At 63.1% G+C, this 26,855-nt stretch carries 25 protein-coding genes, 1 tRNA gene and 1 other RNA gene; 13 read left to right on the top strand and 14 right to left on the bottom strand.

Annotation, left to right across the window (positions count from 1 at the left end):
* On the top strand, positions 1 to 316 hold a 316-nt coding region (locus tag CKO11_RS09550), incomplete at its 5' end, for an L-serine ammonia-lyase, iron-sulfur-dependent, subunit alpha (RefSeq protein ID WP_223637315.1).
* Positions 317 to 472: 156 nt separating this feature from the next.
* Here the strand turns inward: CKO11_RS09550 and purD are convergent.
* Entirely contained in the window at positions 473 to 1,735 is a 1,263-nt protein-coding gene (purD, locus tag CKO11_RS09545) for a phosphoribosylamine--glycine ligase (protein WP_223637312.1), read from the bottom strand.
* Positions 1,736 to 1,809: 74 nt separating this feature from the next.
* Here purD and xseA point away from each other — a divergent pair, with 74 nt between their 5' ends.
* Positions 1,810 to 3,297 carry an exodeoxyribonuclease VII large subunit gene (gene xseA / locus CKO11_RS09540; RefSeq protein ID WP_223637308.1) on the top strand — a complete coding sequence of 496 codons (1,488 nt, stop codon included), beginning with the start codon at positions 1,810 to 1,812 and terminating at the stop codon, positions 3,295 to 3,297.
* Positions 3,298 to 3,333: 36 nt separating this feature from the next.
* Here the strand turns inward: xseA and CKO11_RS09535 are convergent, their stop codons facing one another.
* A complete protein-coding gene (locus tag CKO11_RS09535) occupies positions 3,334 to 3,744 on the bottom strand; it encodes a hypothetical protein (protein WP_223637305.1) in 411 nt (136 codons plus the stop codon).
* A gap of 68 nt (positions 3,745 to 3,812) precedes the next feature.
* The gene (locus CKO11_RS09530) at positions 3,813 to 5,009 is read right to left on the bottom strand and encodes an alkane 1-monooxygenase (protein ID WP_223637302.1); all 1,197 of its coding nucleotides are present in this window, start codon (positions 5,007 to 5,009) and stop codon (positions 3,813 to 3,815) included.
* Between the two features lie 114 nt (positions 5,010 to 5,123).
* Here CKO11_RS09530 and CKO11_RS09525 point away from each other — a divergent pair, with 114 nt between their 5' ends.
* The 4 genes from CKO11_RS09525 (at position 5,124) to CKO11_RS09510 (ending at position 9,087) form a co-directional block, all read left to right on the top strand.
* On the top strand, positions 5,124 to 5,765 hold the full coding sequence (locus CKO11_RS09525) for a lysoplasmalogenase (RefSeq protein ID WP_223637299.1): 642 nt from the start codon (positions 5,124 to 5,126) through the stop codon (positions 5,763 to 5,765).
* 62 nt (positions 5,766 to 5,827) lie between these two features.
* Positions 5,828 to 7,387, top strand: a complete 1,560-nt coding sequence (gene ftsY / locus CKO11_RS09520; RefSeq protein WP_223637296.1) for a signal recognition particle-docking protein FtsY — start codon at positions 5,828 to 5,830, stop codon at positions 7,385 to 7,387.
* Positions 7,388 to 7,553: 166 nt separating this feature from the next.
* Complete coding sequence (locus tag CKO11_RS09515) at positions 7,554 to 8,459, top strand: EamA family transporter (protein ID WP_223637293.1); 906 nt, start codon at positions 7,554 to 7,556, stop codon at positions 8,457 to 8,459.
* Positions 8,460 to 8,469: 10 nt separating this feature from the next.
* A complete protein-coding gene (locus CKO11_RS09510; protein ID WP_223637290.1) occupies positions 8,470 to 9,087 on the top strand; it encodes an inner membrane-spanning protein YciB in 618 nt (205 codons plus the stop codon).
* A 54-nt stretch (positions 9,088 to 9,141) separates the two neighbouring features.
* Here the strand turns inward: CKO11_RS09510 and ssrS are convergent.
* Positions 9,142 to 9,299, bottom strand: a non-coding RNA gene (gene ssrS, locus CKO11_RS09505) — 6S RNA.
* 81 nt (positions 9,300 to 9,380) lie between these two features.
* Positions 9,381 to 9,731 (bottom strand): DUF6404 family protein, encoded by a 351-nt coding sequence (locus tag CKO11_RS09500; protein WP_223637287.1) that lies wholly within the window; start codon positions 9,729 to 9,731, stop codon positions 9,381 to 9,383.
* A 115-nt stretch (positions 9,732 to 9,846) separates the two neighbouring features.
* Between CKO11_RS09500 and CKO11_RS09495 the strand changes: the two genes are divergently transcribed.
* A complete protein-coding gene (locus CKO11_RS09495) occupies positions 9,847 to 10,332 on the top strand; it encodes an MmcB family DNA repair protein (protein ID WP_223637284.1) in 486 nt (161 codons plus the stop codon).
* Here CKO11_RS09495 and CKO11_RS09490 read toward each other — a convergent pair.
* Entirely contained in the window at positions 10,316 to 10,537 is a 222-nt protein-coding gene (locus CKO11_RS09490) for a DUF6324 family protein (protein WP_223637254.1), read from the bottom strand. The two genes, CKO11_RS09495 and CKO11_RS09490, sit on opposite strands and share 17 nt — an antisense overlap.
* A 140-nt stretch (positions 10,538 to 10,677) precedes the next feature.
* On the opposite strand from CKO11_RS09490, the gene CKO11_RS09485 reads away from it, so the two are divergent.
* Positions 10,678 to 10,754: transfer RNA gene (locus CKO11_RS09485), tRNA-His, on the top strand.
* Between the two features lie 164 nt (positions 10,755 to 10,918).
* Positions 10,919 to 12,025, top strand: a complete 1,107-nt coding sequence (mtnA, locus tag CKO11_RS09480) for an S-methyl-5-thioribose-1-phosphate isomerase (RefSeq protein WP_223637250.1) — start codon at positions 10,919 to 10,921, stop codon at positions 12,023 to 12,025.
* Between the two features lie 43 nt (positions 12,026 to 12,068).
* Here mtnA and CKO11_RS09475 read toward each other — a convergent pair whose 3' ends face one another.
* Positions 12,069 to 13,037, bottom strand: coding sequence for a sugar-binding transcriptional regulator (locus tag CKO11_RS09475; RefSeq protein WP_223637247.1), 969 nt, complete (start codon positions 13,035 to 13,037; stop codon positions 12,069 to 12,071).
* 88 nt (positions 13,038 to 13,125) lie between these two features.
* Between CKO11_RS09475 and CKO11_RS09470 the strand changes: the two genes are divergently transcribed.
* A complete protein-coding gene (locus tag CKO11_RS09470; protein WP_223637244.1) occupies positions 13,126 to 15,162 on the top strand; it encodes a bifunctional aldolase/short-chain dehydrogenase in 2,037 nt (678 codons plus the stop codon).
* A gap of 12 nt (positions 15,163 to 15,174) precedes the next feature.
* Here CKO11_RS09470 and CKO11_RS09465 read toward each other — a convergent pair whose 3' ends face one another.
* The 5 genes from CKO11_RS09465 to CKO11_RS09445 all read right to left on the bottom strand — a co-directional run bounded on the left by CKO11_RS09465 (position 15,175) and on the right by CKO11_RS09445 (position 20,307).
* Positions 15,175 to 15,984, bottom strand: a complete 810-nt coding sequence (locus CKO11_RS09465) for a DeoR/GlpR family DNA-binding transcription regulator (RefSeq protein ID WP_223637242.1) — start codon at positions 15,982 to 15,984, stop codon at positions 15,175 to 15,177.
* Positions 15,985 to 16,069: 85 nt separating this feature from the next.
* Positions 16,070 to 17,128 (bottom strand): ABC transporter permease, encoded by a 1,059-nt coding sequence (locus tag CKO11_RS09460; protein WP_223637239.1) that lies wholly within the window; start codon positions 17,126 to 17,128, stop codon positions 16,070 to 16,072.
* Positions 17,125 to 18,660, bottom strand: a complete 1,536-nt coding sequence (locus tag CKO11_RS09455; protein ID WP_223637236.1) for a sugar ABC transporter ATP-binding protein — start codon at positions 18,658 to 18,660, stop codon at positions 17,125 to 17,127. Before CKO11_RS09455 ends, CKO11_RS09460 begins: the two co-directional genes overlap by 4 nt.
* Positions 18,657 to 19,304 carry a DUF2291 family protein gene (locus CKO11_RS09450; RefSeq protein WP_223637232.1) on the bottom strand — a complete coding sequence of 216 codons (648 nt, stop codon included), beginning with the start codon at positions 19,302 to 19,304 and terminating at the stop codon, positions 18,657 to 18,659. The genes CKO11_RS09455 and CKO11_RS09450 overlap by 4 nt, the downstream gene beginning before the upstream one ends.
* A gap of 61 nt (positions 19,305 to 19,365) precedes the next feature.
* Positions 19,366 to 20,307: a D-ribose ABC transporter substrate-binding protein gene (locus CKO11_RS09445; RefSeq protein ID WP_223637212.1), complete on the bottom strand. Its 942-nt coding sequence runs from the start codon at positions 20,305 to 20,307 to the stop codon at positions 19,366 to 19,368.
* Positions 20,308 to 20,667: 360 nt separating this feature from the next.
* Between CKO11_RS09445 and CKO11_RS09440 the strand changes: the two genes are divergently transcribed.
* Genes CKO11_RS09440 through CKO11_RS09430 form a run of 3 tightly spaced genes read left to right on the top strand, consistent with a single transcriptional unit; the run spans position 20,668 to position 23,931 of the window.
* The gene (locus tag CKO11_RS09440; protein WP_223637209.1) at positions 20,668 to 22,134 is read left to right on the top strand and encodes an L-fucose/L-arabinose isomerase family protein; all 1,467 of its coding nucleotides are present in this window, start codon (positions 20,668 to 20,670) and stop codon (positions 22,132 to 22,134) included.
* A 10-nt stretch (positions 22,135 to 22,144) separates the two neighbouring features.
* The gene (locus CKO11_RS09435; RefSeq protein ID WP_223637206.1) at positions 22,145 to 22,969 is read left to right on the top strand and encodes a transketolase; all 825 of its coding nucleotides are present in this window, start codon (positions 22,145 to 22,147) and stop codon (positions 22,967 to 22,969) included.
* Positions 22,969 to 23,931: a transketolase family protein gene (locus CKO11_RS09430; RefSeq protein WP_223637203.1), complete on the top strand. Its 963-nt coding sequence runs from the start codon at positions 22,969 to 22,971 to the stop codon at positions 23,929 to 23,931. The genes CKO11_RS09435 and CKO11_RS09430 overlap by 1 nt, the downstream gene beginning before the upstream one ends.
* A gap of 116 nt (positions 23,932 to 24,047) precedes the next feature.
* Here CKO11_RS09430 and CKO11_RS09425 read toward each other — a convergent pair whose 3' ends face one another.
* Both CKO11_RS09425 and CKO11_RS09420 read right to left on the bottom strand, forming a co-directional pair.
* The gene (locus CKO11_RS09425) at positions 24,048 to 24,482 is read right to left on the bottom strand and encodes an RbsD/FucU family protein (protein WP_223637200.1); all 435 of its coding nucleotides are present in this window, start codon (positions 24,480 to 24,482) and stop codon (positions 24,048 to 24,050) included.
* 77 nt (positions 24,483 to 24,559) lie between these two features.
* On the bottom strand, positions 24,560 to 26,761 hold the full coding sequence (locus CKO11_RS09420) for a nitric oxide reductase activation protein NorD (protein WP_223637197.1): 2,202 nt from the start codon (positions 26,759 to 26,761) through the stop codon (positions 24,560 to 24,562).
* Between the last annotated feature and the right edge of the window lie 94 nt (positions 26,762 to 26,855).

Here is a 26,855-nt window from a genome sequence, read left to right as displayed (position 1 = left end):
GGCGGCGGGGCTGGCGGCGGTGCTGGGCGGCACGCCCGAGCAGATCGAAAACGCCGCCGAAATCGCGCTTGAGCACCACCTTGGCATGACCTGCGACCCGGTCAAAGGGTTGGTGCAGGTGCCCTGTATCGAGCGCAACGGGCTTGGCGCGATCAAGGCAATCTCGGCGGCATCGCTGGCCCTGCGCGGTGATGGCACGCATTTCGTGCCGCTGGATGCGGCGATTGAAACGATGCGCCAAACGGGCCGCGACATGCATGAACACTACAAGGAAACGAGCCTTGGCGGGTTGGCGGTGAACGTGCCCAACTGCTAAGCGGGAAAATTTGAGGGGCGCTGCCCCTCTTTGCCTTTCAGGCGAATTCACCCCGAGATATTTTCGCAAAGTCGAAGGCAAGATAGCTGCGCCTTCGATGTTGTGATCAAATTCTCCGAAGGGCGGGGGCAGGCAATCCCCCGGCGGGGCTCGCGCTTATAGCGCGCGCCAGCCGATATCGCGGCGGAAGAATCCTTCGGGCCAGTCGATCTGATTGACCATCTCATAGGCGCGGGTTTGCGCCTCTTGCAGCGTGGCGCCGCGCGCGGTGACATTGAGCACCCGCCCCCCGGCGGCGCGGATCTGGCCCTCTTTCGCGGTGGTGCCCGCGTGAAAGACCATTTGCGACGCAGTCTCGGGGAGCGCTTCAAGCCCGTTGATCACGCTGCCCTTTTCATAGCCGCCCGGATAGCCCTTGGCGGCCATCACCACGGTCAGGGCGTGATCCTCGGCCCAAGTGGCCTGCATCTGGTCCAGCCGCCCTTCGGCGCAGGCCTGCATCAGATCCAGCGCCTGCGCGCCCAGCCGCAGCATCAGCACCTGACATTCCGGATCGCCAAAGCGGACATTGTATTCCACCAGCCGCGCCTGACCGTTTTCGATCATCAGCCCGGCGTAAAGCACCCCCTGAAACGGCGTGCCGCGCGCAGCCATTTCCGCGACGGTGGGGCGAATGATCTGGTCAAGCACTTGGTCTTGCAGCGTCTCGGTCAGCACTGGTGCGGGGGAATAGGCGCCCATGCCACCCGTATTGGGGCCGGTATCGCCCTCGCCCACGCGCTTGTGGTCTTGCGCGGTGCCGATGGGCAGCACGTTCACCCCGTCCGACAGCACGAAGAAGCTGGCCTCTTCACCGGCCATGAATTCTTCGACCACCACTTCGGCCCCGGCTTCGCCAAAGGCGCCGCCGAAAATCTCGCGCAGGCCAGCCTCGGCCTCTTCGAGCGTCATCGCCACGATCACGCCTTTGCCTGCCGCCAAACCATCGGCCTTGACCACAATCGGCGCACCTTGGGCGCGCACATAATCCAAGGCGGGGTCAAGCGCGTCAAAGCGGGCATAGGCGGCGGTGGGGGCGCCGCAGGCATCGCAGATTTCCTTGGTGAAGGCTTTCGAGGCCTCAAGCTGTGCGGCCGCGGCCGAGGGGCCAAAGGTCAAGATGCCCGCCGCGCGCAGGGCATCGCCCACCCCGGCGGCCAAGGGCGCTTCGGGGCCGATGATCACGAAATCGATCGCATTTTCTTCGACACAGGCCAGAACCGCCGAGGTTGAACACGGATCAATCGCCGCGAGTTCCGCCACCTGCCCGATCCCGGCATTGCCCGGCGCCACGATCAACCGGTCGCATTTCGGGTTTTGCTTCACCGCCCAGGCCAGCGCATGTTCGCGCCCGCCGCTGCCCAAGATCAGAATGTTCATGCGCTTGCTCCTCTTGGCTCTTGGCCTCGGCTTTCCGGCCTTCTAAAGTTTCGCCAACCCACAGGCAAGGCAACATGGACCTGATCGACGACAGCCCCGGGGGCGATGGCCATTCGAACGCGCATGATTACACCGTGTCGGAAATTTCCGGCGCGGTGAAACGGGTGATCGAGGGAGAATTTGGCCGGGTGCGGGTGCGCGGCGAGGTGGGGCGGGTCAGCCGCCCGTCGTCGGGGCATATGTATTTCGACCTCAAAGACGCCAATGCCGTGATCTCTGCCGTTAGCTGGAAGGGGCAGGTCGCGCGGATGCAGATCCGCCCCGAAGAGGGGATGGAGGTGATTGCGACGGGCAAGCTGACCACTTTCCCGGGCCAATCGCGCTATCAGTTGATTGTCGACACCATCGAACCGGCGGGCGCGGGCGCCTTGATGGCGATGCTAGAGGCGCGGCGCAAGCAACTGGCCGCAGAGGGGCTGTTTGACCCCGCGCGCAAACGTGCGCTGCCCTATCTGCCAGAGGTGATCGGGGTGGTGACCTCCCCCTCGGGGGCGGTCATTCGCGATATTTTGCACCGGCTGCGTGACCGGTTCCCGCGTCGGGTGATCATTTGGCCGGTGGCGGTGCAGGGCCAAGCCTGCGCACCCGAGGTTGCCGCCGCCATTCGTGGCTTTAACGCGTTGGCGCCGGATGGGGCGATCCCGCGCCCCGATCTGTTGATTGTCGCGCGCGGCGGCGGTTCGCTTGAAGACCTGTGGGGCTTCAACGAAGAGGTTGTGGTGCGCGCCGCTGCGGAGAGCCAGATCCCGCTGATTTCCGCCGTGGGCCATGAAACCGATACGACCTTGATCGATTATGCCGCCGATCGGCGCGCGCCCACGCCCACGGCGGCGGCGGAAATCGCCGTGCCAGTGCGCGCGGAACTGGCCGCAAGGCTTAATGAGATGGAGGCGCGCTCAAGACGTGCGTTGTTGCACCGGCTTGAGGTGCGCCGCCAAAGGCTGGCCGATCTGGCGCGGGGCTTGGGGCGGCCCGAGACATTGCTGCGCCCGAAACGGCAGCGGTTTGATCTGACGGCGGATCGGCTGTTGCCGGCGCTGGATCGGTTGGTGGTGAAGAAACGCGCGGCTTTCGCGCCTTTGGCCGCCCGCGTCTCGCCCCGGCTCTTGCAAAGCTACATGCGGCATGAGGGGCAGAAACTGGCCGGGCTGGCCGAGCGGCTGGAACAAGCGCAGAAAACGCGCTTGGCCAATGCTCATGAACGGCTGGCGCGACTGGAGCGGTTGCGTCAGACCTTGGGCTATACCGAGACCTTGCGGCGCGGCTATGCGGTGGTGCGGGGGCCGGGCGACAGTATTTTGAAAACAAAAGAAGCTGCCGCGCGGGCGGTTACGTTCGAGGTGGAATTCGCCGATGGCCGCTTGGGGGTCAGCGCGGGGGGCGCCCCGGCGGCCAAGCCCGCCGACCCCGCCGCGCGGCAAGAACCTGCGCCAAAATCGCGCGCTCCGAAAAAACACACCAAGAAAAAGAACACACCGCCCGAACAGGGGTCGTTGTTCTAAGCCGTGTTTCGGTAACGCTGCAAATGCGGGGGCGCCTCAAACGCCGATTTCGGGGCCCGGGCAGTTAAGCGGCGCGGGGCTTTCGCGCAGCGACACCAGCGGCTCGCCCGCCCGGTCGCCCTCAAACCAAGCGACCAGATCATCGCCGCGTTGGTGGAAGGTCCAGCATTGCAGGCCCACCTCGGGCATGTGGTAATCAAAGCAGATCTGATCGCCCATGGCGAACCAGTCCCCCTCTTGGCAATTCCCCTCGGAAAAGGCCCAAACGACGCGGCGCCCGGGGCGATATTCCTCGATCCCATAGACCGCGCCATCGGCGGAATAGGTGATGGTTTTGCCAAGGGTCAGCGCGTCGAATTGCTCGGCGCTGAGGGGGGGGCCAATGTCGTCGGCCGCTGTGGTCAGCGGCACGAGGCATAGGGCAAGGGCAATCAGGCGAGAACGCATGCGGGTGTCTCCTTTGCGCCCAAATTGCCCTAAAACGGGCGCGCGGCAAAGCCACGGCTCCGTGAATTTTAGCGATCTTGGGAGGCCATGCGCAGCGTGGGGGCATTGTCCGCAGCCGCCTTGCGCAGCGCCAAAACGCGATGATCCATCGTCGCGCCCCATTTGCCGGGCAGCAGCGCCAGTGCCGACATCACCCGCAGGCTGCGCGGCAGGATCGGGCGGCCGGGGCTGTCCAGATCGCCCAGTTGCAGCGCCGGATAGGGGCGCGCCGGGTGGGCATGGTGGTCGGAATGGCGCGGCGCGTTCAGCATCATCAGCGACGAGGCGGTTTCGGTCGCATCCCAGCTATGGGTTTCGTTCACCGGCTCATAATGGCCCGGTGCGGTTTCTTTGCGGATCATCCCGTAATGCTGGACGTAATCGCTCAGCAGCAATTGCATTTGCGCCAGCACACAAAGCGCCAGATAGGCCAGCAAACCGCCCCAGCCAAAGAACAAAAGCGCCCCGATCACGAACCACGATCCGCCCAGAACGTAAATCACATAGGGGTTAAGCGCACGCAGGCGTTGCTTTAGCCCCGGTTTCGGCCCCAGCGCATCGCGCCGTTTCGCGTCGCGCGCCTTTTCCTCGGCCAGGCCCGTCTGAAATCCACCGATCCACGCACGCGGCGCATAGGCCCAGAAGCTTTCGCCCAGCGTCGCGGTGGCCGGGTCGGCAGGGGTGGCAACGGCGGCATGGTGCACCAGCCGATGCGCGGAAACATGATGGCCGTAAAGCAGCGAGATATAGACCCATTTGCCCAGCGCAAAAAGCTTCCGCTCCCCGCGGTGGATCAGCTCATGCGCATTGGCATTCGAGACCTGACCAAACCACAACCCTGCCGCCAAGAGCACCGCGATCCGGGCAGGCCAGCCGATCCCGGCAAAGCCCGCAACCGCACCAACGACCACCACCAGCAGCCCGAAATGGCTGATCGCCAGCGCGGTCGAAAGCGTATCGGTGGCGGGAAAGGCGCGGCCCTCGGGCGCATCGGGCGCAGGGTGCGGCAGGCGGCGGTCCAGCACATCAACGCCGATGAAGATCCACGCCAGCGCCAGCCAAGGCCAGATCCCGCCAAACAGCGCCCCCAGAACGATCAGCGCGAACGGCGCAAAGGCCATCAGCGCGAAAGAGCCGATCTCGGGGATGTCGCGGCCCAGCTTGCGCAGCCCGCGCAGGGCCTCGGTGAACGTGGCAAAGGGCAATTCCTTGGGGGTCTCGGACATATGCGGTTTCTCCGGTGCGGAAGGGGCCGACTTTTGCCTTTGCTTAGCGGCAAAAAGATCGGGCAGGGGGGGTGACGACTTGCCGCGTCCGGGCTTTTGTGGCCTTTTGCGGCCATGAATGCCGTTCATTTGCTCGCCTTGCCGTTTTTCTGTGCTGCGCTTGGCCTTGCGCTTTGGCATGGCGTGGCCTTTGCCGGGGCGCCGGTGTCTTGGCGGCGATCCTTCATCAAGACGGGGTCGGTCTTGGCGCTGGCCGTGGGGCTGGCGCTGTTTGCCCCGATCGGGCCGGGCCTGTGGATTTTGGCCGGTTTGATCCTTGGCGCGGTGGGGGATTTCTGCCTGTCGCGGCCCGGGCGGGGGATGTTTCTGGCGGGCATGGCGGTCTTTGGGGCCGGCCATCTGGCCTATGCTTGGGCGTTTTTCGTGCTGGGCAGTGGCGGCCCCTTGCCGCTGCCCGCGCTGGCCGCCTGCGCTGTGGCATTTGGGGCGTTGCTCTTTATCGCGCCGCGCGCAGGAGCGCTCAAGCGGCCCGTGCAGCTTTATATCGGGGTGATCCTTGCGATGGTGCTTCTGGCGTTGCGCGGCCCCGATCCGCGCATCTTGTGGGGCGCGGTTTTGTTCATGATCGCGGATTTTCTGTTGGCACTTGAACTTTTCGTTCTGCCCGAAGGGGCGGGGCGTCGGGCTGTCAGCCGGGCGGTTTGGGCGCTTTACTGGCCCGCGCAGGCACTGATTGCGGCAGCGGCGCTGGCCTGAGCGGGCTTCGCCCTTCCCTCATCCGCCCCGATCCGCTAGGGGTTTGCAAAACGGAGGCCCCGATGTCGTTCTTCAACAAGCTCAAATCGCGGCTCACCCGCTCTTCCTCGAAGCTGGAGGAAGGGCTTGACGCGATCATCGCAGAGGCGCCCGCGCCGGAGCCGCAAGAGGATCAGGCGGCAGAGCCCGTTGTGCAGCCGCCGCCGGAGCCTGCGCCCGAAAGCGCCCCTGCCGAACCGCCGCCGCTGCCTGAGCCGGCTTTAGAGGCGCCCCCTGCAGAGGAGTCGCCCGCAGAGGCGCCAACAGAGGACACGACGCCGGTGCCGGAGGCAGAGCCTGCGCGCACGGAACCGCCCGCACCCGAAGCCGCACCCGAAGCGACGCTGGAGGGGGCGCCTGAACCAGACCCGGTGACGCCGGAGGCCGCGGAACCGGTGGGTGAAGAGCCGATCGTGTCAGAACCGGTTGCCCCGCCGCCGCCGATGCCCGATCCGCTTCCTGAGCCTGAGCCTGAGCCTGAGCCTGAGCCTGAGCCTGAGCCTGAGCCTGAGCCTGAGCCTGAGCCTGAGCCTGAGCCTGAGCCCACTCCGACGCCCGAACCTGAAAAGCGCGGCTTCTTTGGCCGCCTGATTGGCCGTGGTGGCGCGGACCCGGCGCCCGAGCCTGCACCGGAGGCCGCCCCGGAACCGGAGCCGCCATCCGCGCCTGACCCGGTGCCAGCGGCTTCCGCCGAAGCCGCGAAACCCGGCTTCTTCGGTCGTTTGGCTGCACGCAACGACGTGCCCCGCCGGGTGCTGGATGATGACATGCTCGAAAGCCTCGAGGAGTTGCTCATCACCGCCGATATGGGGGTGGAAACCGCGCTGCGCGTCACCGCCAACCTGGCCGAGGGGCGGATGGGGCGCAAACTGTCGGTGCCTGAGTTGAAAGAGCTTCTGGCCGCCGAGATCGCCCGGATCATGGAGCCGGTGGCCAAACCCCTGCCGCTTTATGCGCGACGCCCGCAGGTGGTGCTGGTCGTCGGTGTGAACGGGTCAGGCAAGACCACAACCATCGGCAAGCTGGCGAGCCAATTCCGCGCAGCGGGCAAAAAGGTGGTGATCGCGGCGGGCGATACGTTCCGCGCCGCAGCCGTCGAACAGCTGAAGGTCTGGGGGGATCGCGCCGGTGTGCCGGTGCTGACAGCGCCCGAAGGCTCAGACCCGGCGGCGCTGGCCTATGATGCGCTGAAGCGCGCGACCGAGGACGGCGCCGATCTGTTGATGATCGACACTGCCGGGCGGCTGCAAAACCGCGCTGATTTGATGGAAGAATTGGCCAAGATCGTGCGGGTGATCCGCAAGCTTGATGACAGCGCGCCGCATAACACGCTTTTGGTGCTGGATGCGACCACGGGGCAAAATGCGGTCACGCAGGTCGATGTGTTCCGCAAAATCTCGGATGTGTCGGGGTTGGTGATGACCAAGCTCGACGGCACCGCCAAGGGCGGCGTTCTGGTCGCGCTGGCGGACCGCTTCGGCCTGCCCATTCACGCGATCGGGCTGGGCGAGCAGATCGACGATTTGTCGCCTTTCGATCCCGAAGAATTTGCCGCAGCGCTTGTGGGGATTGAAACAGAGTAAGAGGGGGCGCACGCCCCGCTGGCCCGCCATCTTTGCCCACATATTTCGGCGCGGTCGAAGCCAATGAACCGTCTGGCTTCGACTTTGTCCAAATATCCCGGGGGTGAATTTGGCAAAGCCAAAGAGGGGGCGGCGCCCCCTTTTCTTTCGATAAAGAAGATCTGACGTGATCGATACGATTAACGCGATTTCCGGCACGCCCACCGGGCATAATGTGGCAATTGCACTGGCGCTGATGGCGGCGTTTTTGCATGCCCTTTTTGGCGCTTTGCAAAAGGGGCGGCATGACCCTTGGCTGAGCCGCGCGGTGATTGATGCGTCTTACGGGCTTATCGCTGCGCCAGTTGCACTGTTTGTCGTGCCTTGGCCCGAGCCGCATATGTGGCCGATCTTCGCGCTCGTCGTGGTGATCCATATTGGCTACAAGCTGGCGCAGGCGGCAAGCTACACGCGCGGGGCCTATACGGTCGTTTACCCCGTGGTGCGCGGCACGGGGCCACTTTTTACGGTGATCGGGGCGGGACTTCTGTTTTCCGAACATTTCACGCCCGGCCAATGGGCCGGTGTGGCGCTTTTGGTCAGCGGTATTTGGGGGCTTGCGCTTTACAACCTGCGCACGCTGACCGTGGGGCGCGAAACGATGGTCTCGGCGCTTGCCCTTGCGGTGCTGACCGGGGGCTTTGTTGCGGCTTATACAACGGTCGATGCGTATGGCATCCGCGCCACGGCGAACCCTTTCACCTTCCTGGCGTGGTTTTTCTTTCTGGATGGTTGGTTCATGCCGCTGTTGACCTTGCGGCGTTGGGGGCACATTCCGAAAACCGAAATCCTGCCCCTGGTCAAAAGGGGTGTCACCGGCGCGATCGTCGCCTATTTCTCTTTCGGGGCGGTGATGATGGCCACGCGCATCGACCGGGTCGGCGAAGCGGCGGTGCTGCGCGAAACCTCGACCGTCTTTGCCGCGCTGATCGGGTGGCTGGTCTTGGGTGAAAAGGTCGGGCCGCGCCGGACGGGCTTGATGGCGCTGATTGCCCTTGGCGCTGTTGTGGTGGAATTTGCGGGCAACCGATAGGGAGAGCCGGATGGCACAAAAGAAAGAGATTTCCGCCGGGCTGAAAGCTGCGCTCGATTTCGGGCCGCTTTTGGTCTTCTTTGTCGCCTTTTTCCTGTTCAAGGATCATCCGGTCGAGCTTTGGGGGCAAAGCTATGGCGGGTTCGTTCTGGCCACGGCGATTTTTGTGCCGGTGCTGGTGGCCGCGATGGCGGTGCTTTGGCTGCTGACCGGGCATTTGGCGGCGATGCAGATTGCTACGCTGGTTCTGGTCGTGGTTTTTGGCGGGCTGTCGATCTGGTTCAACGATCCGCGCTTTTTCAAAATGAAGCCGACGCTGATCTATCTGCTCTTTGCCGCGATCCTTGGTTTTGGGCTGTGGCGCGGCAAGCCATGGCTACAATTGGTGATGGATGGCGCGATCCCGATGAAGCCAGAGGGGTGGGGGATTTTGACGAAACGGCTTGTGGTGTTTTTCCTTTGCCTTGCCGTGGCAAACGAGGTGATCTGGCGCAGCTTTTCGGACACCGTCTGGGTCAATTTTAAAACCTTCGGGCTGACGATCCTGCTGATGGGGTTCTTTGCCGCGCAGGCGCCGCTTTTTTCGCGCTACGGCACCGGAGACGCGCAGGACGACAAGAAAGGCTAAGCTCGCCAGCCTCGCGCCCCGGTTTGACCGGGGCGTATATGGCGGGAAAGGGTGGCGGAAACCGCAGCGACCGTGGGGGCGAAATTTCCCGAGAGCCTGACGAATCAGGTGGGCGCCAGGTACCAAGGCCAGGGCCATGGCAGAGCCAGCTCCCTCAGGAATGGTTATCGGCCACTGGAAAAAGGCCCCGTTTACGCGAAGAGCAGTAACCGCCACGCCCAGAGATAGGGGCGGGGATGGCGCTCGGCAAGGGGGATCTTCGGCGCAAATGCACCAGCGCTAAAGCCGGGCGATCACAATTCTTCCCAGCGGCTGAGTCCCTTGCCGCACCAGCGCCGCCGCTCCAAAAGCCCCATGAACAGCGTGTAAAGCGGGATGCCCAACAGCGTCGAAGCCAAAAACTGCGACGGGTCTTGCAAGATGCCGCGCCAGCCGAACAGCGCATTGACGACGATCCAGACCACGCCGAAGGGCACGCCATAAGCCAGCAACCGCAGATGCAAGGGGAGATAAGGCCAAGGGCGCGGGTCATGCCCGGCCATGCGCAGCAACCGGGCCGTTGTGGGGCCTGGCACCTGCGCCTTGAGGCCCAGTCCATCCAGTTCTGCCTGCGCCGCGGCAAGGCGGCGTTCGTAGTCCGACATCATGGGCACCTTTAGGCCACTCATACCGCGCGGACCCTCGCGCGTGGCGCGCGCGGGGTCAAAATGGCGCGATGCCGCACTCGACAAATGTTCTTCTTTCGTTCATCATTCGGGAATGGTGAAGGAACTTGCCCCCGGTCAAAACCTGGCGCGCGGCGTGGCCCGCTGTTTGATGGATCATGGTTTTGCCTGCCTGCCCGAGGTGGTGCCCAAACCGGGCCTGCGCGTTGATGTGATGGCGCTGGGCCGCAAGGGGGAGATTTGGGTGGTGGAGTGCAAATCGTCGCGGGCCGATTTTACGTCGGACCGCAAGTGGCAAGGCTATCTGGCGTTTGCAGACCGATTCTTTTGGGCTGTGGGGCCAGATTTTCCGACCGAAATCTTACCGGCGGACAGCGGTTTGATCCTGGCGGATCGGTTCGGGGCAGAAATTTTGCGCATGGGGCCAGAGACGAAGCTGCCCGCTGCGCGGCGCAAGCTGATGACGCAGGTCTTTGCGCGCACAGCAGCCTTTCGGCTGGCCGGGCGCGATGAGGCTGCGGCGGGGCACGGCGGGCCGGCCCCGGCTGCCTTGCCCGGTGGGCTTACCTTTTTCCCTTAGGTTTTTTGGATTTGGCGCCAGCGGCGATCTCGCGCGCGGCTTCGGCGGCGGCGCGCAATTCTTCGGCGATTTCCTCGGCTTCTTCCGGGTCGAAATCGAAGGGAAATTCGAACCCCTCGCCCGACAGAAAGATTCGCACCATGCCCTGATCGGTGGGGCCGATCTGCAAATCCCCGGCCATTTCGTTTTCGTCGTTGATCCCCATCTGTGCCTCCGATGCGGTTTGCTGAACCCGGCCTAGCCAAAGCACGCCCGGGGGGCAAGCGCTTCGCGTTTTCGTCGCATAAATTGGCGGCCGGTTCCCTCTTGCAATCCCCCGCGTCAGCCGCTAAACGCCCCCTCAGTGCCGCCTTAGCTCAGTTGGTTAGAGCGCTGGATTGTGGATCCAGAGGTCCCCCGTTCGAGCCGGGGAGGCGGTACCATCCTCCCCGAGATCGTGAAACGTTGAAGCGCTGGGCATTTGCTTTGCGCGCGCGATGACCCATCGTCGCAGGCGTGGCCTTGCGCCCTTTTCAATTGTCATTTGGGTTTGACATCTGCCTGTGCGGAGGGGAATCCTGCCGCCGATTTGGCGCAGGAGGCAGGCATGAAGATCGACGGAACCCATTATCGCACGATCTGGCAAGATGACGCGGGCGTGGTGCAAGTGATCGACCAGCGCTGGCTGCCGCATGAATTGCGCATCGTGCCGCTGAAAACGCGCGCCGATTTCGCCGTGGCGATCCGCGATATGTGGGTGCGTGGTGCGCCGTTGATCGGGGCGGCTGCTGCGTGGGGCGTGGCGGTGGCGATGCAAGAAGATCCGTCGGATGCGGGGCTGTCGGAAACTTGGCAGGTGCTGAACGAAACGCGACCCACCGCGATCAACCTGCGTTGGGCGCTCGATGAAATGGAGCGGGTGCTGCGCCCGCTTGCCCCGTCAGAACGCGCCGCCGCTGCCGCCAAACGCGCTTCTGATATTTGCGATGAAGATGTCGAGATCAACCGTAATATCGGCCTGCATGGGCTGGACATCATCAAGCAGATCGCCGCTAAAAAGCCCGGTCAAACCGTCAATATTCTGACCCATTGCAACGCCGGTTGGCTTGCCACGGTGGATTGGGGCACCGCCACCTCGCCCATTTATCACGCGCATGAGGCGGGGATCCCGGTGCATGTGTTTGTGGATGAAACGCGCCCCCGCAACCAAGGCGCGCAGCTGACCGCGTGGGAGCTTAATCACCACGGCATTCCGCATTCTTTGATTGTCGACAATGCGGGGGGCCATCTGATGCAGCATGGCGAAGTGGATATGGTGATTGTCGGCACCGACCGCACCACCGCGCGCGGCGATGTGTGCAACAAGATCGGCACCTATCTGAAAGCGCTGGCCGCCAAGGCCAATGGCGTGCCGTTTTATGTGGCGCTGCCCTCGCCCACGATCGATTGGCGCGTCGATGACGGGGTGAAAGAAATCCCGATCGAAGAGCGCAATCAAGAAGAGGTGACGCTGGTGCAGGGGCGCGGCGCCGATGGTCAGATCGCGTTGGTGCAAATTTCCCCCGATGGCACGCCTGCGCGCAACCCGGCTTTTGACGTGACGCCCGCCGAATTGGTGACGGGGCTTTTGACCGAGCGGGGCCTGTGCCCTGCGGACACCACCGAAATGGAAAAGATGTTTTCCGATCTGAAAGCGGCGATGTTGGCCGACTAAGCGGTTTCCGGCTGTGCCCGGGGCGCCCGGGCGCGTCACGCGTTTAGGATTGCAATAGCGCCTCGGCTACGCGGGTCGAGGTGGCAAGATGGGTGACATAGCCGCCCCGGATTGCGGCCAAGCTGGGGGCAAGCTTGTCGAGCCCGGGCGCGACCAAAATCCCCATTTCAAGCCCGACCAGATGCGGCAAGGCAATGCCGATCATGCGGTCTTCGGCCGGGCTTGCCACGGCCTGACCTTGCGCATCGACAAAGCGCCCGCAGATCACGCCCACCGCGCCGCGCGCGACATGATCGGCCAGATCTTCCGGGCTGGCGAGCCCGCTTTCGACCACATGGCTTTGCGCGCTGACCGTCCCCGCCGAAAAGAGCAGCTTGTTCACGCCCTTCAGCGCGTTCAGTTGCCGTTCCAAGATCGGCTCGGCGCGCAATTCCGCCGCCAGTTCGGCCCGGCTCAGGAGCGCAGGGGCATGCAGGTTCAGGCAGCGCGCCCCCAGCCGCTGCGCCAGCCGGGTCGAGCAGGCCTCGGCGGTGAAACCATAAGGCGTTGCCATTGATCCGACCAATTGTAGCACGGTCAGATCCTCAATCTGTTGCGGCTCGATCTGTTCGGCCAATTCATAGACGGTGCGCCCCCAGGCCACGCCCAGCCGGTCACCGGGGGCAAGCAGGTCCGGCAGCCATTGCGCCGCGCCGCGCACCACGCGGGTGAAACTGTCCTCGGGGGGCAGCCCCTCGTCCGGCACCACCCATGCGCCCGCAAGCCCGAATTTCTCGCGCAACTCCAAGGCCAGCCGATGCGTGGTAAAGGCGGGCGCGGCCAAGGTGATGCGAATAAGGCCGGTTTCGCGCGCCGCTTGCAGGTAATTCACCACCGTTGCGCGCGAAATGCCCAGACGCTCGGCGATCTCCTGCTGGTTGCGGCCATCGTGGTAATACAGCCACGCAACCTCGATCACGGCGTTTTCGCCACTGACCCGCCCTAGACTGCGTCGTTTCGCGCCTGCTGCCATGGTCGCCCTCCGGTCTCGCCGTTTGACATAGATAGGTGACAAAAGTAAAGAAATCCAGCCGGTAGACCGTGAAAACAGGAGCCCCCCGATGATCCGCAATCTTTGGAGCGACGAGGCCGCGCTCGCGGCGGGTGACAGCGATCTGGCGCAGCGGGTCTATAGCTCGCGGCTGATCGGGGCAGACCCGGATCTGGTGCTGCATGGGGGGGGCAACACCTCGGTCAAGACCATGGGCACCGATTTGTTTGGCGATCCGCTTGAGGTGCTGCACATCAAAGGCTCGGGCCATGATCTGGCGACGATCACGGCCGATGGCTTGCCCGCGGTGCGGCTGGCCCCGATGCTGGAGTTGAAGGCGCGCGACGCGCTGGCAGATGAGCCGTTGGTCAAGCTGCAACGGCTGAACCTTCTGGACCCCGGCGCGCCGAACCCCTCGGTCGAGATGCTGTTGCATGCTTGGGTGCCGCATAAATTCGTCGATCATACCCATGCGACGCCCTTCCTTGTTCTGGCGAACCTGCCCGAGGTGGAAGCGGTTTTGCGTGAACTTTTTGGCGATCGGATTGCGCTGGTGCCCTTTGTCAAACCGGGTTTTGGCCTGGCGAAAGCGGCAGCCGCAGCTTTTGACGCGCACCCGGATTGCGAGGGGCTTTTGCTGCACAATCATGGCCATTTCACTTGGGGGCCGGATGCGAAATCCAGCTATGACCGGGTGATTGCGCATGCCAATACGGTCGAGGCCTGGCTGCAAGACCGCCGTCCCGCGCCGCTCAAACCCGCTGCCGCGCTGCCGGTGGCAGAGGTTGCACCGGTGCTGTCCGCGTTGCGCGGGGCGCTGGCCACGGCATTGCCCGATGATGCGGCGCTGCCGGTGCTTGATCTGCGCGATGATGAGGATACCCGCGCGTTTTGCGAACGGCCTGATCTGGAAGAAATGGCTGATTTGGGGGTGGCAACGCCCGACCATGTCATTCGCACCAAGGAAGAGGTGCTGGTGCTGCGCCGCGATGCCCAAACGCCCGAGGCAATGCGCGACGCGGTCGCCGCTTGGGTCACCCGTTACCGGGCCTATTTCGAGGCGAACAAAGCCCGTTTCGGCGGCCCGGTCGAGATGCTGACCCCGCTGCCGGGGCTGTGCTGGCTTGAGGGCATTGGTGCCGTGGGGGTGGGGCGTGATGCCAAGGCCGCACGGATTGCGGCGGATATCGGCGACCAATCGCGCCGGGTGAAAGCCGATGGCGCGGCGGCGGGCGGCTTTGCCTCTGTCACGCCCGGTGATTTGTTCGACATGGAATATTGGCCGCTGGAGCTGGCCAAGTTGGGCACCGCCAAACCCAAACCGCTTGCAGGCCGGGTGGTGTTGGTGACGGGCGGCGCGGGCGCGATTGGCATGGCCACGGCAGAGGCTTTTGCCGCCGAGGGGGCCGCGATCTTCATCGTCGACCGCCCCGGCGCGGTGCTGGATCAGGCGGTGGCAAACCTTGGCCGCGATGCGGGCGGCTATGGCTGTGATATCACCCAACCCGGCGCGGCAGCCGAGGCCGTCGCCGCCTGCGCCAAGCGCTTTGGCGGGCTGGATATTCTTGTGTCAAACGCGGGGGCGGCGATCAACGGTGATATTGCCACGCTCGATGATGCGGTCCTGCGCGGCAGTTTCGAGTTGAACTTCTTCTCGCATCTGGCCTTTGCACAGGCCGCCATCGCGCTTTACCGCGCGCAGGTGGGCACGCGTGGCTGCCGGGGGGCGGAACCGGGGCAGATCCTGTTCAATGTCTCCAAGCAGGCGGTGAACCCGGGCAAGGGCTTTGCCGCTTATGGCTTGCCCAAAGCCACGCTGTTCTTCTTGCTCAAGCAATTGACGCTTGAACATGGGGGCGAGGGCATTCGCGTGAATGGCATCAATGCCGACCGCATCCGCTCGGGCCTGCTGACGCCTGAAATGATTGCGGCGCGCTCTGCCGCGCGGGGGCTGGATGAGGGCAGCTACATGGCCGGCAACCTGCTGAAAGCCGAGGTCGAGGCGCGCCATGTGGCCGAGGCTTTCGTGATGCTGGCAAAGGCCGAGCGCACGACCGGCCATGTGATGACGGTGGATGGCGGCAATATCGAGGCGTCGCTACGCTAAGCGTGGCGGCCCTCAGGTGGCGATCAGAAGTTCGATCCCGCGGGCTTCAAATTCCTTGGCGTCTTTGTCGGAAATCCCGTCATCGGTGATGAAGGAATGGACCACCTCCAGCGCGCCGAGGCGCGTGAAAGAGCTTTTGTTGATCTTGGTGCTGTCGGCCACAAGATAGACGTGGGAGGCCGCGCGGATCATCGCTTCTTTCAGTTGCAGATCGGCAAAGCTGGGATAGGTCAGCCCGGCATCCAGCGCGACGCCTGCGGTGGCCAAAAACAGCTTGCCCGCGAAGATATTGCGGAAATATTCGACCGATTTATCCCCCGAAAGCGACAGCGTCGGCGCCTTGAACTGGCCGCCCGGCATATGCACCGCCGTGCCCGGCACCGAGCCCAAGATGATCGCAATATTCAGCGCGTTGGTGATCACCGTCAAGTTGCGCCGTTGCACAAGGCGCGTGGCAACCTCTGTCGTGGTGGTGCCCGCGTCCAAGATGATCGTCTCGCCATCGCGCACAAGACCTGCGGCCAGCGCGCCGATGCGGCGTTTCTTGTCCATGTTCTCTTGATGATGCAGCACCAGCCCTTCGGCGGGCGAGGTGGGGGCATTCAAAAACGCCCCGCCATGTTCTCGCGTGATGAACCCATCGGTTTCGAGCTTTTCGAGATCTTGGCGGATCGTCGCTTCCGAGACTTGAAACGCTCCGGCCAGATCGCGCACCCGGGCCGACCCCTCTTCTTCGATCCATTCCAGAATGCGACGCCGCCGCGGTTCGGACAAAAGGCCCGTATTGCTGTCTTCGCGGGTCGGGGTGGGTTTGGTGGCCACGGAAGCGCCTTTGGAGGTTATAGCTATAAGGATTGGGTCGGTCCTAGCCCTAAGCGGGAAGGGCCGACCCGGTCAACGGGGCGTATCAGCGCCCCGCCGCCGCTTCTTGTTGAAGCGCCACGCGCGCTTGCAGCTTGCTTTGCGCTTGGTCGATCACCACGGCGGCGACAATCACCAGCCCCTTGATGACGGTTTGCCAGAAGGACGAGACGCCCATCATCACCAGACCATCGACCAAGATCGAGATTACAAAAGCCCCGACAATCGTGCCCGAGATTTTGCCGCGCCCGCCGGAAAGCGAGGTGCCCCCCAGAACGGCGGCGGCGATGGCGTTAAGCTCGAACATCTCGCCCGTGGCGGGGTGCGAAGCCTTGAGTTGCGAGGCAATGATAAGCCCCACAAGCGCCGCACAAAAGCCCGAGAACATGTAGACAAAAATCTTCACCCGGTCGACTTTCACGCCCGACAGCGCCGCGCCGCGTTCATTACCGCCCACCGCATAGATATGGCGGCCCAAAGGCGTGCGTTTGGCAATATAGGCCGCGATCAGCCCCACCACGATCAGCATCCAGATCAGGATCGGCAGCCCCAAAAAGGTGCCTGCGCCGATCATCGGGAAGGTATGAGAGCCATATTCGGGGTTGCCCGACAGGTTCGGGAAGGTGCGCCCGCCCGAGGACAACAGCGCCACGCCCCGTGCGATATACAGCATCCCAAGTGTGGCGATGAATGGTGCCACATTTAGCTTTGTGACCAATATCCCGTTTATCCAGCCGACAAACATGCCCACACACATCACCAAAAGGGCAATTTCAACGGTATTGAACTGGATCGACCAGCCTAGGCCGGGGTCGATGCCGTACAAGATCAGCCAGCCAGAGACCATGCCTGTCAGCCCGACGGTGGAGCCGACCGACAGGTCGATCCCGCCGGTGATGATGACAAAGGTCATGCCAATGGCCAACAGCGCGGTCAGTGCGGCGTGTTTGGCCACGATCACCGTATTGGCGACCGACAGGAAATTCGGCGCCATGATCGCGAAATAGCCAAACACCAAGATCAGCGCCACATAGGTGCGGGCTTGCAAGAACGTCAGCAGGATCGACGATCCTTGCGCGGCTTTCGGGGCGGGAACGGCGGTCATTCGGCGGCTTCCTTCGGAACTTGCGCATTGGGCGTGGTGGCGGAAATCACCTGCGCGGCATCGGTGCCCGCAGGGAATTCGCCTGTCACACGGCCTTGCGCCATGACAATGATACGGTCGGACAGGGCAAGCACCTCATCAAGGTCAGAGGTGACGAACAAAATGCCCAAGCCCTCGGCGGCAAGGCGGCGCATGGTGCGGAAGACCTCGGCCTTGGCGCCAATGTCGATGCCCCGCGAGGGTTCATCCATCAATAGCACCTTCGGCCCGGTCATCAGCGCCTTGCCGATCACCACCTTTTGCTGGTTGCCGCCCGACAGCGACGAAACCGGGTTTTCCGGGCTGGCAACTTTGATCGTCAGGCGTTTGATAAAGTCGCGCGCCCGCTCCGCCTCTTGTTTGAGGTTGAGGTGGAACAGCTTGGTGAAGGCGGGCAGCGAGGACAGCGTCAGGTTTTCGCGGATCGCCATGATCTGGATAAGCCCGTCGCGTTTGCGATCTTCGGGGATCAGGGCGATGCCACGCGCAATCCGGCCCGGCACATCCCGTTCGACAAGCGGCTTGCCCTCGACCCAGAATTTGCCGGTCGAATGCGGGTGCTGCGCCATCACGCATTCCAGAAACTCTGACCGGCCCGCGCCCATCAGCCCGTAAAGCCCGACAATCTCGCCCGCGCGGATCGACAGCGACACATGGTCGACCGTGTAGCCGCCGCCGGTGCGGGGTAGCGTGATGTCTTCGGCGCGGAAAATCTCGGGGCCGAATTCGGTCACTTCGGTCCGGCCATATTCTTTCGACGACGAGCCGATCATCGCCTGCACGATCCACGGAATATCCACGCCCTCCATCGAGCGCGCGCCGGTGATCGTGCCGTCACGCAGCACGGTGATGTAATCGCCCACCCGGATCAGTTCTTCGAGCCGGTGCGAGATATAAACGATCCCCACGCCTTGGGCTTTCAACTCATCAATCACCCGAAACAGCACCTCGACCTCGGCGGCCGATAGCGCCGAGGTGGGCTCATCCAAGATCAGGATTTTCGCCTCAAGCGCCAGCGCCTTGGCAATTTCGACAATCTGCTGCTGGCCGATGCGCAAAGTGCCCAAGATCGTATCGGGATCGATGGGCTGTTCCAAACGCTCCATCAGCTTGCGGGCTTCTTCGCGCTGGGTGTCGGTATCGATATCGATGCCCGCGCGGGTGCGTTCATGGCCGATAAAGATATTTTCCGCCACGCTTAGGTTGGGAAACAGGTTCAACTCCTGAAACACGATGCCAATGCCCGCCGCGACCGCATCGGCCTTGTCGCGGAAATGCATTTCGCGGCCATTCATGGTGATGACGCCCTCGGTCATCTCTTCCACGCCCGCGATCAGTTTCATCAGGGTCGATTTGCCGGCACCATTTTCGCCCACCAGCACATTGACCGCGCCCATGCGCAGGTCGAAGTCCACGCCTTTAAGCGCGCGGGTGCCCGGGTAAACCTTGACGCCGCCCCGGATCGACAGCCCGATCGGGTGCGCCTCTGTCATGGCGTCACCTCAATCGCAACCGGCGTCACAAGCCATTTGTCCTTGGCGGATTTCAGCGGCACAACCCCGGTAAAGCCAACCGTGGCGCCCATCAGATCGCCTTCGGGGATCACAAGGCCGCCCGAGGCGCGGTCATTGAGCGCGCGGCCCAGTTTCGCAAATTCGATCTGGTCGCGGAACGAGGTGAAGTCGTAAAGCTGCGGCGCCACATCGCGCAGTGCAGAGCCGCGCACCACGGGGCCAAGCTGCAACACGACATCCGCCGTGCCATCGGCATCGACATCCAGATCCAGCGTGCGGGCGCGGCTGTCCAATTTGGTGGCGACCACAGTGCCGGTATCGGCAAGCGCAAAGTTCACCGGCGCACCGGCCCCCGCGCCCGAGGCGCCATGTTCGGCGGCAGCCGCAGCAAAATCAGCGGCAAGCTGGCCGCGCAAGCTGGTGACCGATTGCGCCTTGGCGGTGATATGCGGCAGCAGCTTGGCGTCGTAGCTTGCGGCCAAAAGGGTTTCGATCCGCGCCGCGTCGCCGCTGGCATCGGCCGCGGGGGTGGCATCGTCTTCAGCCGTGTCAGGCACGATCTTGCAGCCCGAAAGTGCCATGGCTGACGCCAGGCACAGGGCTGTCACGGTAACAAATTTCATGGCCTTGGTCCCGGTAGACTCCGGCGCGCCAAGGGGTTGGCGCGCCGGTCGTTTCAGCGGATCACTCGGAAATCGCGAAGGTTTCGAGCTGCGCGGCATTGTCGGCGTTGATCAGCACGCAGTCCATCAACTGCTTTTCATCCACGCCGGTCGAGCCAGTTTTCAGATAGGCATCGGCTTGTTCCACCGCCATCTGCGCTTGCGCATAGGCCGGTTGCAGCACGGTCGCCTTGATGCCGCCCGCCAAGATCGAGTCGCGCACGTCGTTCGAGCCATCAAAGCCCACCACGATCACATCGGTGCGGCCCGCCGCTTCCAAAGCGGCCCAAGCGCCCATCGCCATGGTGTCGTTGCCCGAGATCACACCCTTGATTTCCGGGTGCGCCTGCAACATCGATTCCATCACGGTGAAAGCTTCGGTCTGCGACCAGTTCGCGGTTTGCTGGGCGACCAGTTCCAGATCGGGATATTGGTCGATCACATCATGGTAGCCTTGCGAGCGGATCCCGGCATTGGTGTCGGATTCCTTGCCCAGCAATTCGGCATATTTGCCTTCTTCGCCCATCAGCGTGACGAATTCCTCGCCACCAAGTTGCGCGCCTTGGTAGTTGTTCGACACGATCTGGCTGATGGCAATCCCCGAAACGGTGATTTCGCGGTCGATCAGGAAAGACGGAATGCCCGCATCTTTCGCCTTTTGTACGGCGGCCACGGTGGCATCGGCCCCCGCATTATCAAGGATGATCGCCGAAACGCCTGCCGCAATCGCGCTGTCGAACAGTTCGGATTGCTTGTTGGCATCGTCGTCATGCACCAAAACCATGGTGTCATAGCCCAGTTCCGCCGCTTTCGCCGCCGCGCCATCGGCTTCGGCTTTGAAGAACGGGTTGTCATGGCTGGGCGTGATGATGGCGATCGTGTCCGCCGCCGCGGCAAAGCTCGGCATCAGACCGGTCATGGCGACGGCCATGGCCGACACCAGAAGGCGTCTTTTGAAGTTCATGGGTTCCTCCTTGTCGTCGCTCCCGATCGTGGGGCGACTCCCCTGTTGATCCTGCGCCCGGCTCTCGTTTGTCGTCAAGTATTTTCGTTTAGTCGCGCTTTCTTGCGGTTTTCGCCCTAAAAATTGATCTGCCGTAAATGCGTGATTTTGCATGTTAGCGAGCAATGCGGCGCTGCGGCGCGAAATGCTGCGATTGCAGCCGATTCTGTCGGGCGCCCAAATGCGGTGCGATGCCGCGAGGAAAGCTTGCATCAAGGGACCGACTCGGCGTAAACCGAAAAAATCGAAAGTAATCGAAAGTAGCCCGCAGGTATTGCGCGGCTTCCCGCGAATGTCGGCCGCAAGGCCAGGAGGAGAGACATGAGCCTGAACATCCACCGCAAGGTGACCTTTGGCGTTGTCATCGGCAGCCGCGCCTTCTTTAGCCCCGCGCCGTGCAAGGATGCGCGCGAAGACGTGCTGGCGCAGCTTGAAAAAATCGGCGTGAATGCGGTGATCTTGCCGTTCGAGGCCACCGCGAACGGGGCCGTGCAATCGATTGCCGATGCCGAGCTTTACGCGCGCCATTTCAAGGAACACCGCGACGAGATCGACGGGCTGGTGATCTGTTTGCCGAATTTCGGCGACGAGATCGCCGTGGCCGAACTGGTCAACCGCGCAAAACTGAATGTGCCGATCCTGCTGCAAGCCTCGAATGATGAAATCGACAAGGTCGATGTGCATTCGCGCCGCGATGCGTTTTGCGGCAAGCTTTCGGTGTCGAACAACTTTTGGCAATATGGCGTGCCCTTTACCGAAACCACCACGCATACCTGCGACACTTGGGGCGCGGCGTTCGGGGCCGATCTGGAGCGTTTCGCCCGCGTGTGCCGCACCGTGCGGGGCCTGCGCAATGCGCGTATCGGTGCGATTGGCGCGCGCACCAGCCCGTTCCAAACCATGCGGTTTTCCGAAAAACTGCTGCAAGCAAGCGGCATGACCGTTGTCACCGCCGATCTTTCGGAATTGCTGGCCGCCGCTGGCGCGATTGGCGATGACGATCCCGACCTGGCGGCGAAGCTCGACAAGCTGCAAAACTACGGCAAAATCTCGGCCCATATCCAGCAAAGCCAGATCGTCAAACAGGCGAAATGGACGCTCGCGGTGAACCGCTGGATCGCGGAAAACGGCTGTGATGCGTCGGCCATTCAGTGCTGGCGGAGCTTGCAAGACAATTTCGGCTGCGCGACCTGCGTGACCATGTCGATGATGGGCGAGGAATTGATGCCCTCGGCCTGCGAGGTCGATGTGATCGGCGCCGTTTCCATGTATGCGCTGGCGCTGGCTTCGGGTCAGCCTGCCGCGCTTTTGGATTGGAACAATAACTATGGGGCCGAGCCGGACAAATGCGTCTGCACTCATTGCGGCAACTATCCCAAAAGCTTCTTGGGCACCACGCCCGAGATCGGCGAACTGGATGTGCTGGGCGAAAGCTTGGGCCGGTCCAATTGCTTTGGCGCGGTCAAAGGCAAGGTGCAGCCCGGCCCGATGACCTATTTCCGGCTGTCGACCGATGACCGCAATGGGACGCTGAAATGCTATCTGGGCGAGGGGGATTTCACCGATGATCCCTTTGGCATGGATGGCGGCATTGCTGTCGCGCAGGTGCCGCAGCTGCGCAAGCTGATGAAATTTGCCAGCCACAACGGCTTTGAACATCACGTCGCCATGGTGCGCGGCCACGTGGCCGATGTGCTGAATGAGGCCGTGGTGCGCTATCTCGGCTGGCCGATCTACCACCATGGGGGCGAGCCCGAGCCGCAGCTTTTTACCCCCCACCGTTTCTGACGAGGATATCATGACCACGAAACCCGAAACTGTGGAGCTGATCCGCGAGAAAGCGCTGTGGATGCGCCGGACCGCGTTTGGCATGGTCCACAAAGCGCAGCTTGGGCACCCCGGCGGCGATTTTTCTGCCATCGATATTCTGGCGACACTGTATTTCGGGGTCATGCGCTATGACGCCGACCGCCCCGAATGGGAGAACCGCGACCGGTTCATCATGTCCAAGGGGCATGCCACGGGCGCGCTTTACACCGCACTTTGCGCGGCGGGGTATTTCCCCGAAAGCTGGCTGCAAACCTATATGCAGCCGCGGTCCATGTTGAACGGGCACCCCAACCGCAATTATTTGCCGGGCGTGGAAACCAATACCGGCCCCTTGGGGCATGGTTTCCCGGTGGCCACCGGCATCGCGATTGCGGGGCAATTGACCGGCGCCGATTACCGCACCTTTGTGCTGACCGGCGATGGCGAGCAGCAAGAGGGCTCGAACTGGGAAGCGGCGATGACGGCGGGGTTCCGCAAACTGGAAAACCTGACGCTGATCATCGACCGCAACCGGCTGCAACAGGGCCAATCGACCGAGGCGACCTCGGGGATGGACCCGATGGATGACAAATACCGGGCCTTTGGCTTTGAGGTCGCGATGGTGGATGGCCATGACATTGGCGCGCTGCTTGAGGTGCTGTCCGCGAGCCCCAGAGGTCGTGGCAAGCCGCTGTGTGTGATTGCCAATACGGTCAAGGGTAAGGGGGTGTCCTTCATGGAAAACCAAGCGAAATGGCACCATGGCGTGCCCGATGACGCGCAATTTGCCCAAGCGATGGAGGAGTTGGTCTGATGGCACATGATGGCAGCCCCACCCCCCGCCTGCACGATTGCCGCAACGCTTGGGTGGAAACGCTCGAAGCGCTGGCGGCGGAAGACGAACGCATCGTGGCGGTGGTAAACGATTCCACCGGCTCGTCGAAACTGGGCGGGTTTCAAAAGAAATTCCCCGACCGGCTGATCAATGTCGGCATTGCCGAACAGTTGATGGTCGGTGTGGGGGCCGGTCTTGCAAATGGCGGGCGTATTCCCTTTGTTTCGGCGGCCTCGTGCTTCTTGACCGGGCGCTCGCTTGAACAGGTGAAGGCCGATGTGGCTTACGCCAATTTCAACGTCAAACTTGTGGGCCAATCCTCCGGCGTGGCCTATGGCGAGTTGGGCGCAACGCACCATTCGATCGAAGACTTTGCTTGGTTGCGTCCGCTCACCAATATCACGGTGATCGCGCCCGCCGATGCTTGGGAAACCGCCGAGGCGGTGAAATGGGCCGCCGCGCATCAAGGGCCGGTCTATCTGCGGCTGTCGCGGATGCCGGTGCCCGATCTGGATATCGTGGGTCGGGTCTTTACGCCGGGCAAGGCAGAACTGGTGCGTTCGGGCGAGGATGTGACCGTGATCGCTTGTGGCACCACGGTGCATCTGGCGGCCGAGGCGGCCGACCGGCTGGCAGACAAAGGGCTTTCGGTGAGGGTTCTGAACATGGCAACGATCAATCCGCTTGATGAGGCAGCCGTTCTGGCTGCGGCGCGCGAAACCGGGGCGATTGTCACGGTCGAAGAAGCCTCGGTCCGGGGCGGCTTGGGCGGGGCTGTGGCCGAATTGACCGCAGGCGAATGCCCGGTGCCGGTCGAACGGCTGGGGTTCCCGGGCTTTGTGCCGACCGGCTCCACCGAATGGCTGTTTGAAGAATACGGGCTGTCGGTGCCCGGCATTTGCGCGGCGGTGCGCAAAGTGCTGGCCCGCGTCACGGCCTAAGAAATCGCGCGGACAGATCGCGCGGTAGACCTTGGCGGAACACCCTCCTCCCCGTTGCGCCGGGGCCCAACCAGCCGCCCGCCTCCCTCCCGGGGCGGGCGGTCTTGTTTTTTGCCTCAGGCGGGCCGGATCACGCCTTTTTTCAAGATCAGGCAGCCGTAAAGCCGGGTTTCGCCGGTGGCGATGATGGCAAAGGCTTTTTTCGAGCGGTCATAAAAATCGAACCGTTCAACCCGGCCCAGTTTCGCCTCTGGCCCTTCGTGCTTGGCCAAAATTTCGCGGAAATCAGCGAAAATCGGTTGTTCGGCATCGGGCTCGCCCACGACCTCCATATGGAAAGCCGCTTCGGGCACAAAGTCATCCAGCGGCATCACCGACAAGATCGCATCCATCACCTGCGTGGCGCTCAGCCCGGGCATGCGGATCAGTTCTTGCGCGCAGCTTTCCGCCGGAAAGTTGGCATCCACAATGACGATCTCGTCGCCGTGGCCCATCGCGCGCAGCGTATAAAGCAGGTCTGCCGTCAGGATCGGGTCGATGTTCTTGAGCATGGTTCTTCCTCGCTTTCGGGTGCCGTATCGGGGCTGCCCAAGGCGATGAAAGACCCGTGCGAAGGCGATTGCAAGCGCTAGCAGGTCAGCGCCGCGTAAAGCAGGGGGAGCCGCTCGGGCAACCGTTCGACCTTTTCCAACACCTGCACATTTTGCGCCCCGAAAATGCGCCCCGCATAGGCATCGGCCCCAGGATCAAGCGTCAGGCAAAAGGGCGTCACACCCACGCGCCGCGCCGCCTCAACCGCCGCGCGGGCATCGGCGCGCAGGTAATGCGGGTCGCGCACGTCAATGTCAGAAGGGGCGCCATCGGTCAGCACCAACAGTAGTTTGCGGTTGGCTTTGAGGCGCGACAGTTCCGCCGTGGCGTGCCGGAGCGCCGTGCCCATACGGGTGGAAAGCTTGCCCTCTGCCCCCATGATCCGCGCCTTGGGGGCAGCCCCCCAAGGCGTGTCGAAATCCTTGAGCCGGGTGTAAAACACATTCTCGCGCCCATCCGACTGAAAGCCATGGATCGCGAAGCGGTCGCCCACCCGGTCGATCGCTTGCGACAGGATCAGACAGGCGGATTGGGTGAGGCTCAACACCGTTTCACCGCCCGGCGCGGGGTCATTGGTGGATTCAGACAGATCAAGCAGCACCAAAACAGCGGTGTCGCGGGTTTTGCGGATCACCCGCATCATCACGCGCGGGTCGGGCTCGCGCCCCATGCGGATATCGCTCACCGCGCGGATTGCGGCTTCTAGGTCGATCTCGTCGCCATCTTCCAACTTGCGGATGCGCTGCGTGCCTTGCGGGCGCATGGCCTCCAGCAAATGCCGCAGCCTGTCCGAGGTTTTGCGATGGGTCTCCAAAATCGCCTCGGCCGTCGCCGGGTTGCCCGCTTTGGGGCGCATCTCGCGCAGGGTCGCCCAAGCGGGGCGGGTCATCTGCAGGCGGTGGTCGAACTCTTCATACAGCACCGGCGGCGCGAGCGCGGGCTTGCCTTCGCGCGCATTGAAACTGGTGCCATCATCGTCAAAAAACTCGGCCGATTGCACCCAGATTTCTTGCGCATCTTCGCCTGCGGTTTCGACCTCCACCTCATTCACCATCTCGCTGACCGAGACATAGCGGCGGGTTTGCGCGGGCGCGGTAAGAACTTCCCAGTCGATCTCGTCAAATTCCCAAAGCACGCGGTTGTCACAGCGATAGGGGCACGAGGGCTGATCGCGATGCGTGGAATAGGGCTGGTTGTGCAGCCGATTTGCAAGCGCCAGGCCAAGCGCCCGCGTGGCCTCTGGCTCGTGCAAATCCAGCGCGTTGAACTGCGCCAGAACCCAGCTTGACAGGTCGTCTTCTGCGGTGCCTGTCAGCAGCACGCGGGCAAGCCGATCAAAGACCCCGGCAATGCCGGTTCCGGTTTGGCTATGAAACCGCGCCCAAAGCCCGCGCAGGTTTGGGAAGCGGCGGATTGCCAGCGCTTCGGCGCGTGCGTCTTCGATCAACCCGATGCAGGCAAGATCCAGCGCGCCCAGCCCTTCGGCCAAAATCGGCGCGCGCAAAACGGCCAAATGCGCCGCCAGATGTGCGACTTGCGCGCGATAAAGATCAAGCCCCGGTGCGCCCTGCCAATCGTCCAAGGCATCGGGGAGATGCATCCTACGGTTTTCGGCAAAGGGGCGCAGCCCGGCACGGGTTTCATAATCGCCCGCCGTCGGCACCAAAACGAAATCACGCCCCCAAAGCGCGCGCAGATACATGCCCAAGCGCCGCTGCACATCGACCAGCAACACGCCTTTGCGCTCCGATTGGAGCACCGCTTTGGCGGCGTCCGAGCCGAGCGAAAAATAAGCCTCTAGCGCGGGGGGATCGGTGCGATGTGCCTCGATCCCCCACTCGGCCCAACGGCGCAGACCGCCAAGCGTGAGCACATCGAACAGCTCGCCCAAATGCTCCAGCATCGGGCGGATCGCGCGCGGCGCACGGGCCAGCACATGTTCCAAGAACCGCAAATAGGCCAAAAACAGCCCCGCATCGCCCAACCGTCGCGCCGCCAAGGGTGCAGTTTCCAAGATCCGCTCGATCACCGCGCCAGAGGTGCGCGAGGCAAAGCCAAGGCAGGCGGTGGTGGTTTCGGCCAGAACGTCTTCGCCCAGATCGCGGGCGACCTGCGGCATGGCCGTGGCGTAAGCCGCAATCGGCCCCGCGCCGCGCCCCATTTGATGAAGCGCCTCGATTCCGCGCAGCCATGTATCAAGCCCGCGGGGCGAAAGCCGCCGCCGTGCCTCCGGCAGCATTTGAACGAGGGCCTTCGCCGCCGCATCAGGCAGCGAGAAGGGAAGGCCTGCATGCTCGGCAGGAAGGCCCTCGCAGCCCGGGGAGGTGGGGCTT

Origin of the sequence: Rhodobacter sp. TJ_12, from assembly GCF_020023995.1 — a bacterium.
GTDB lineage: Bacteria > Pseudomonadota > Alphaproteobacteria > Rhodobacterales > Rhodobacteraceae > Rhodobacter.
Note: the sequence above shows the minus strand (reverse complement) of the source record. Positions and strands in the feature narration are given on the sequence as shown.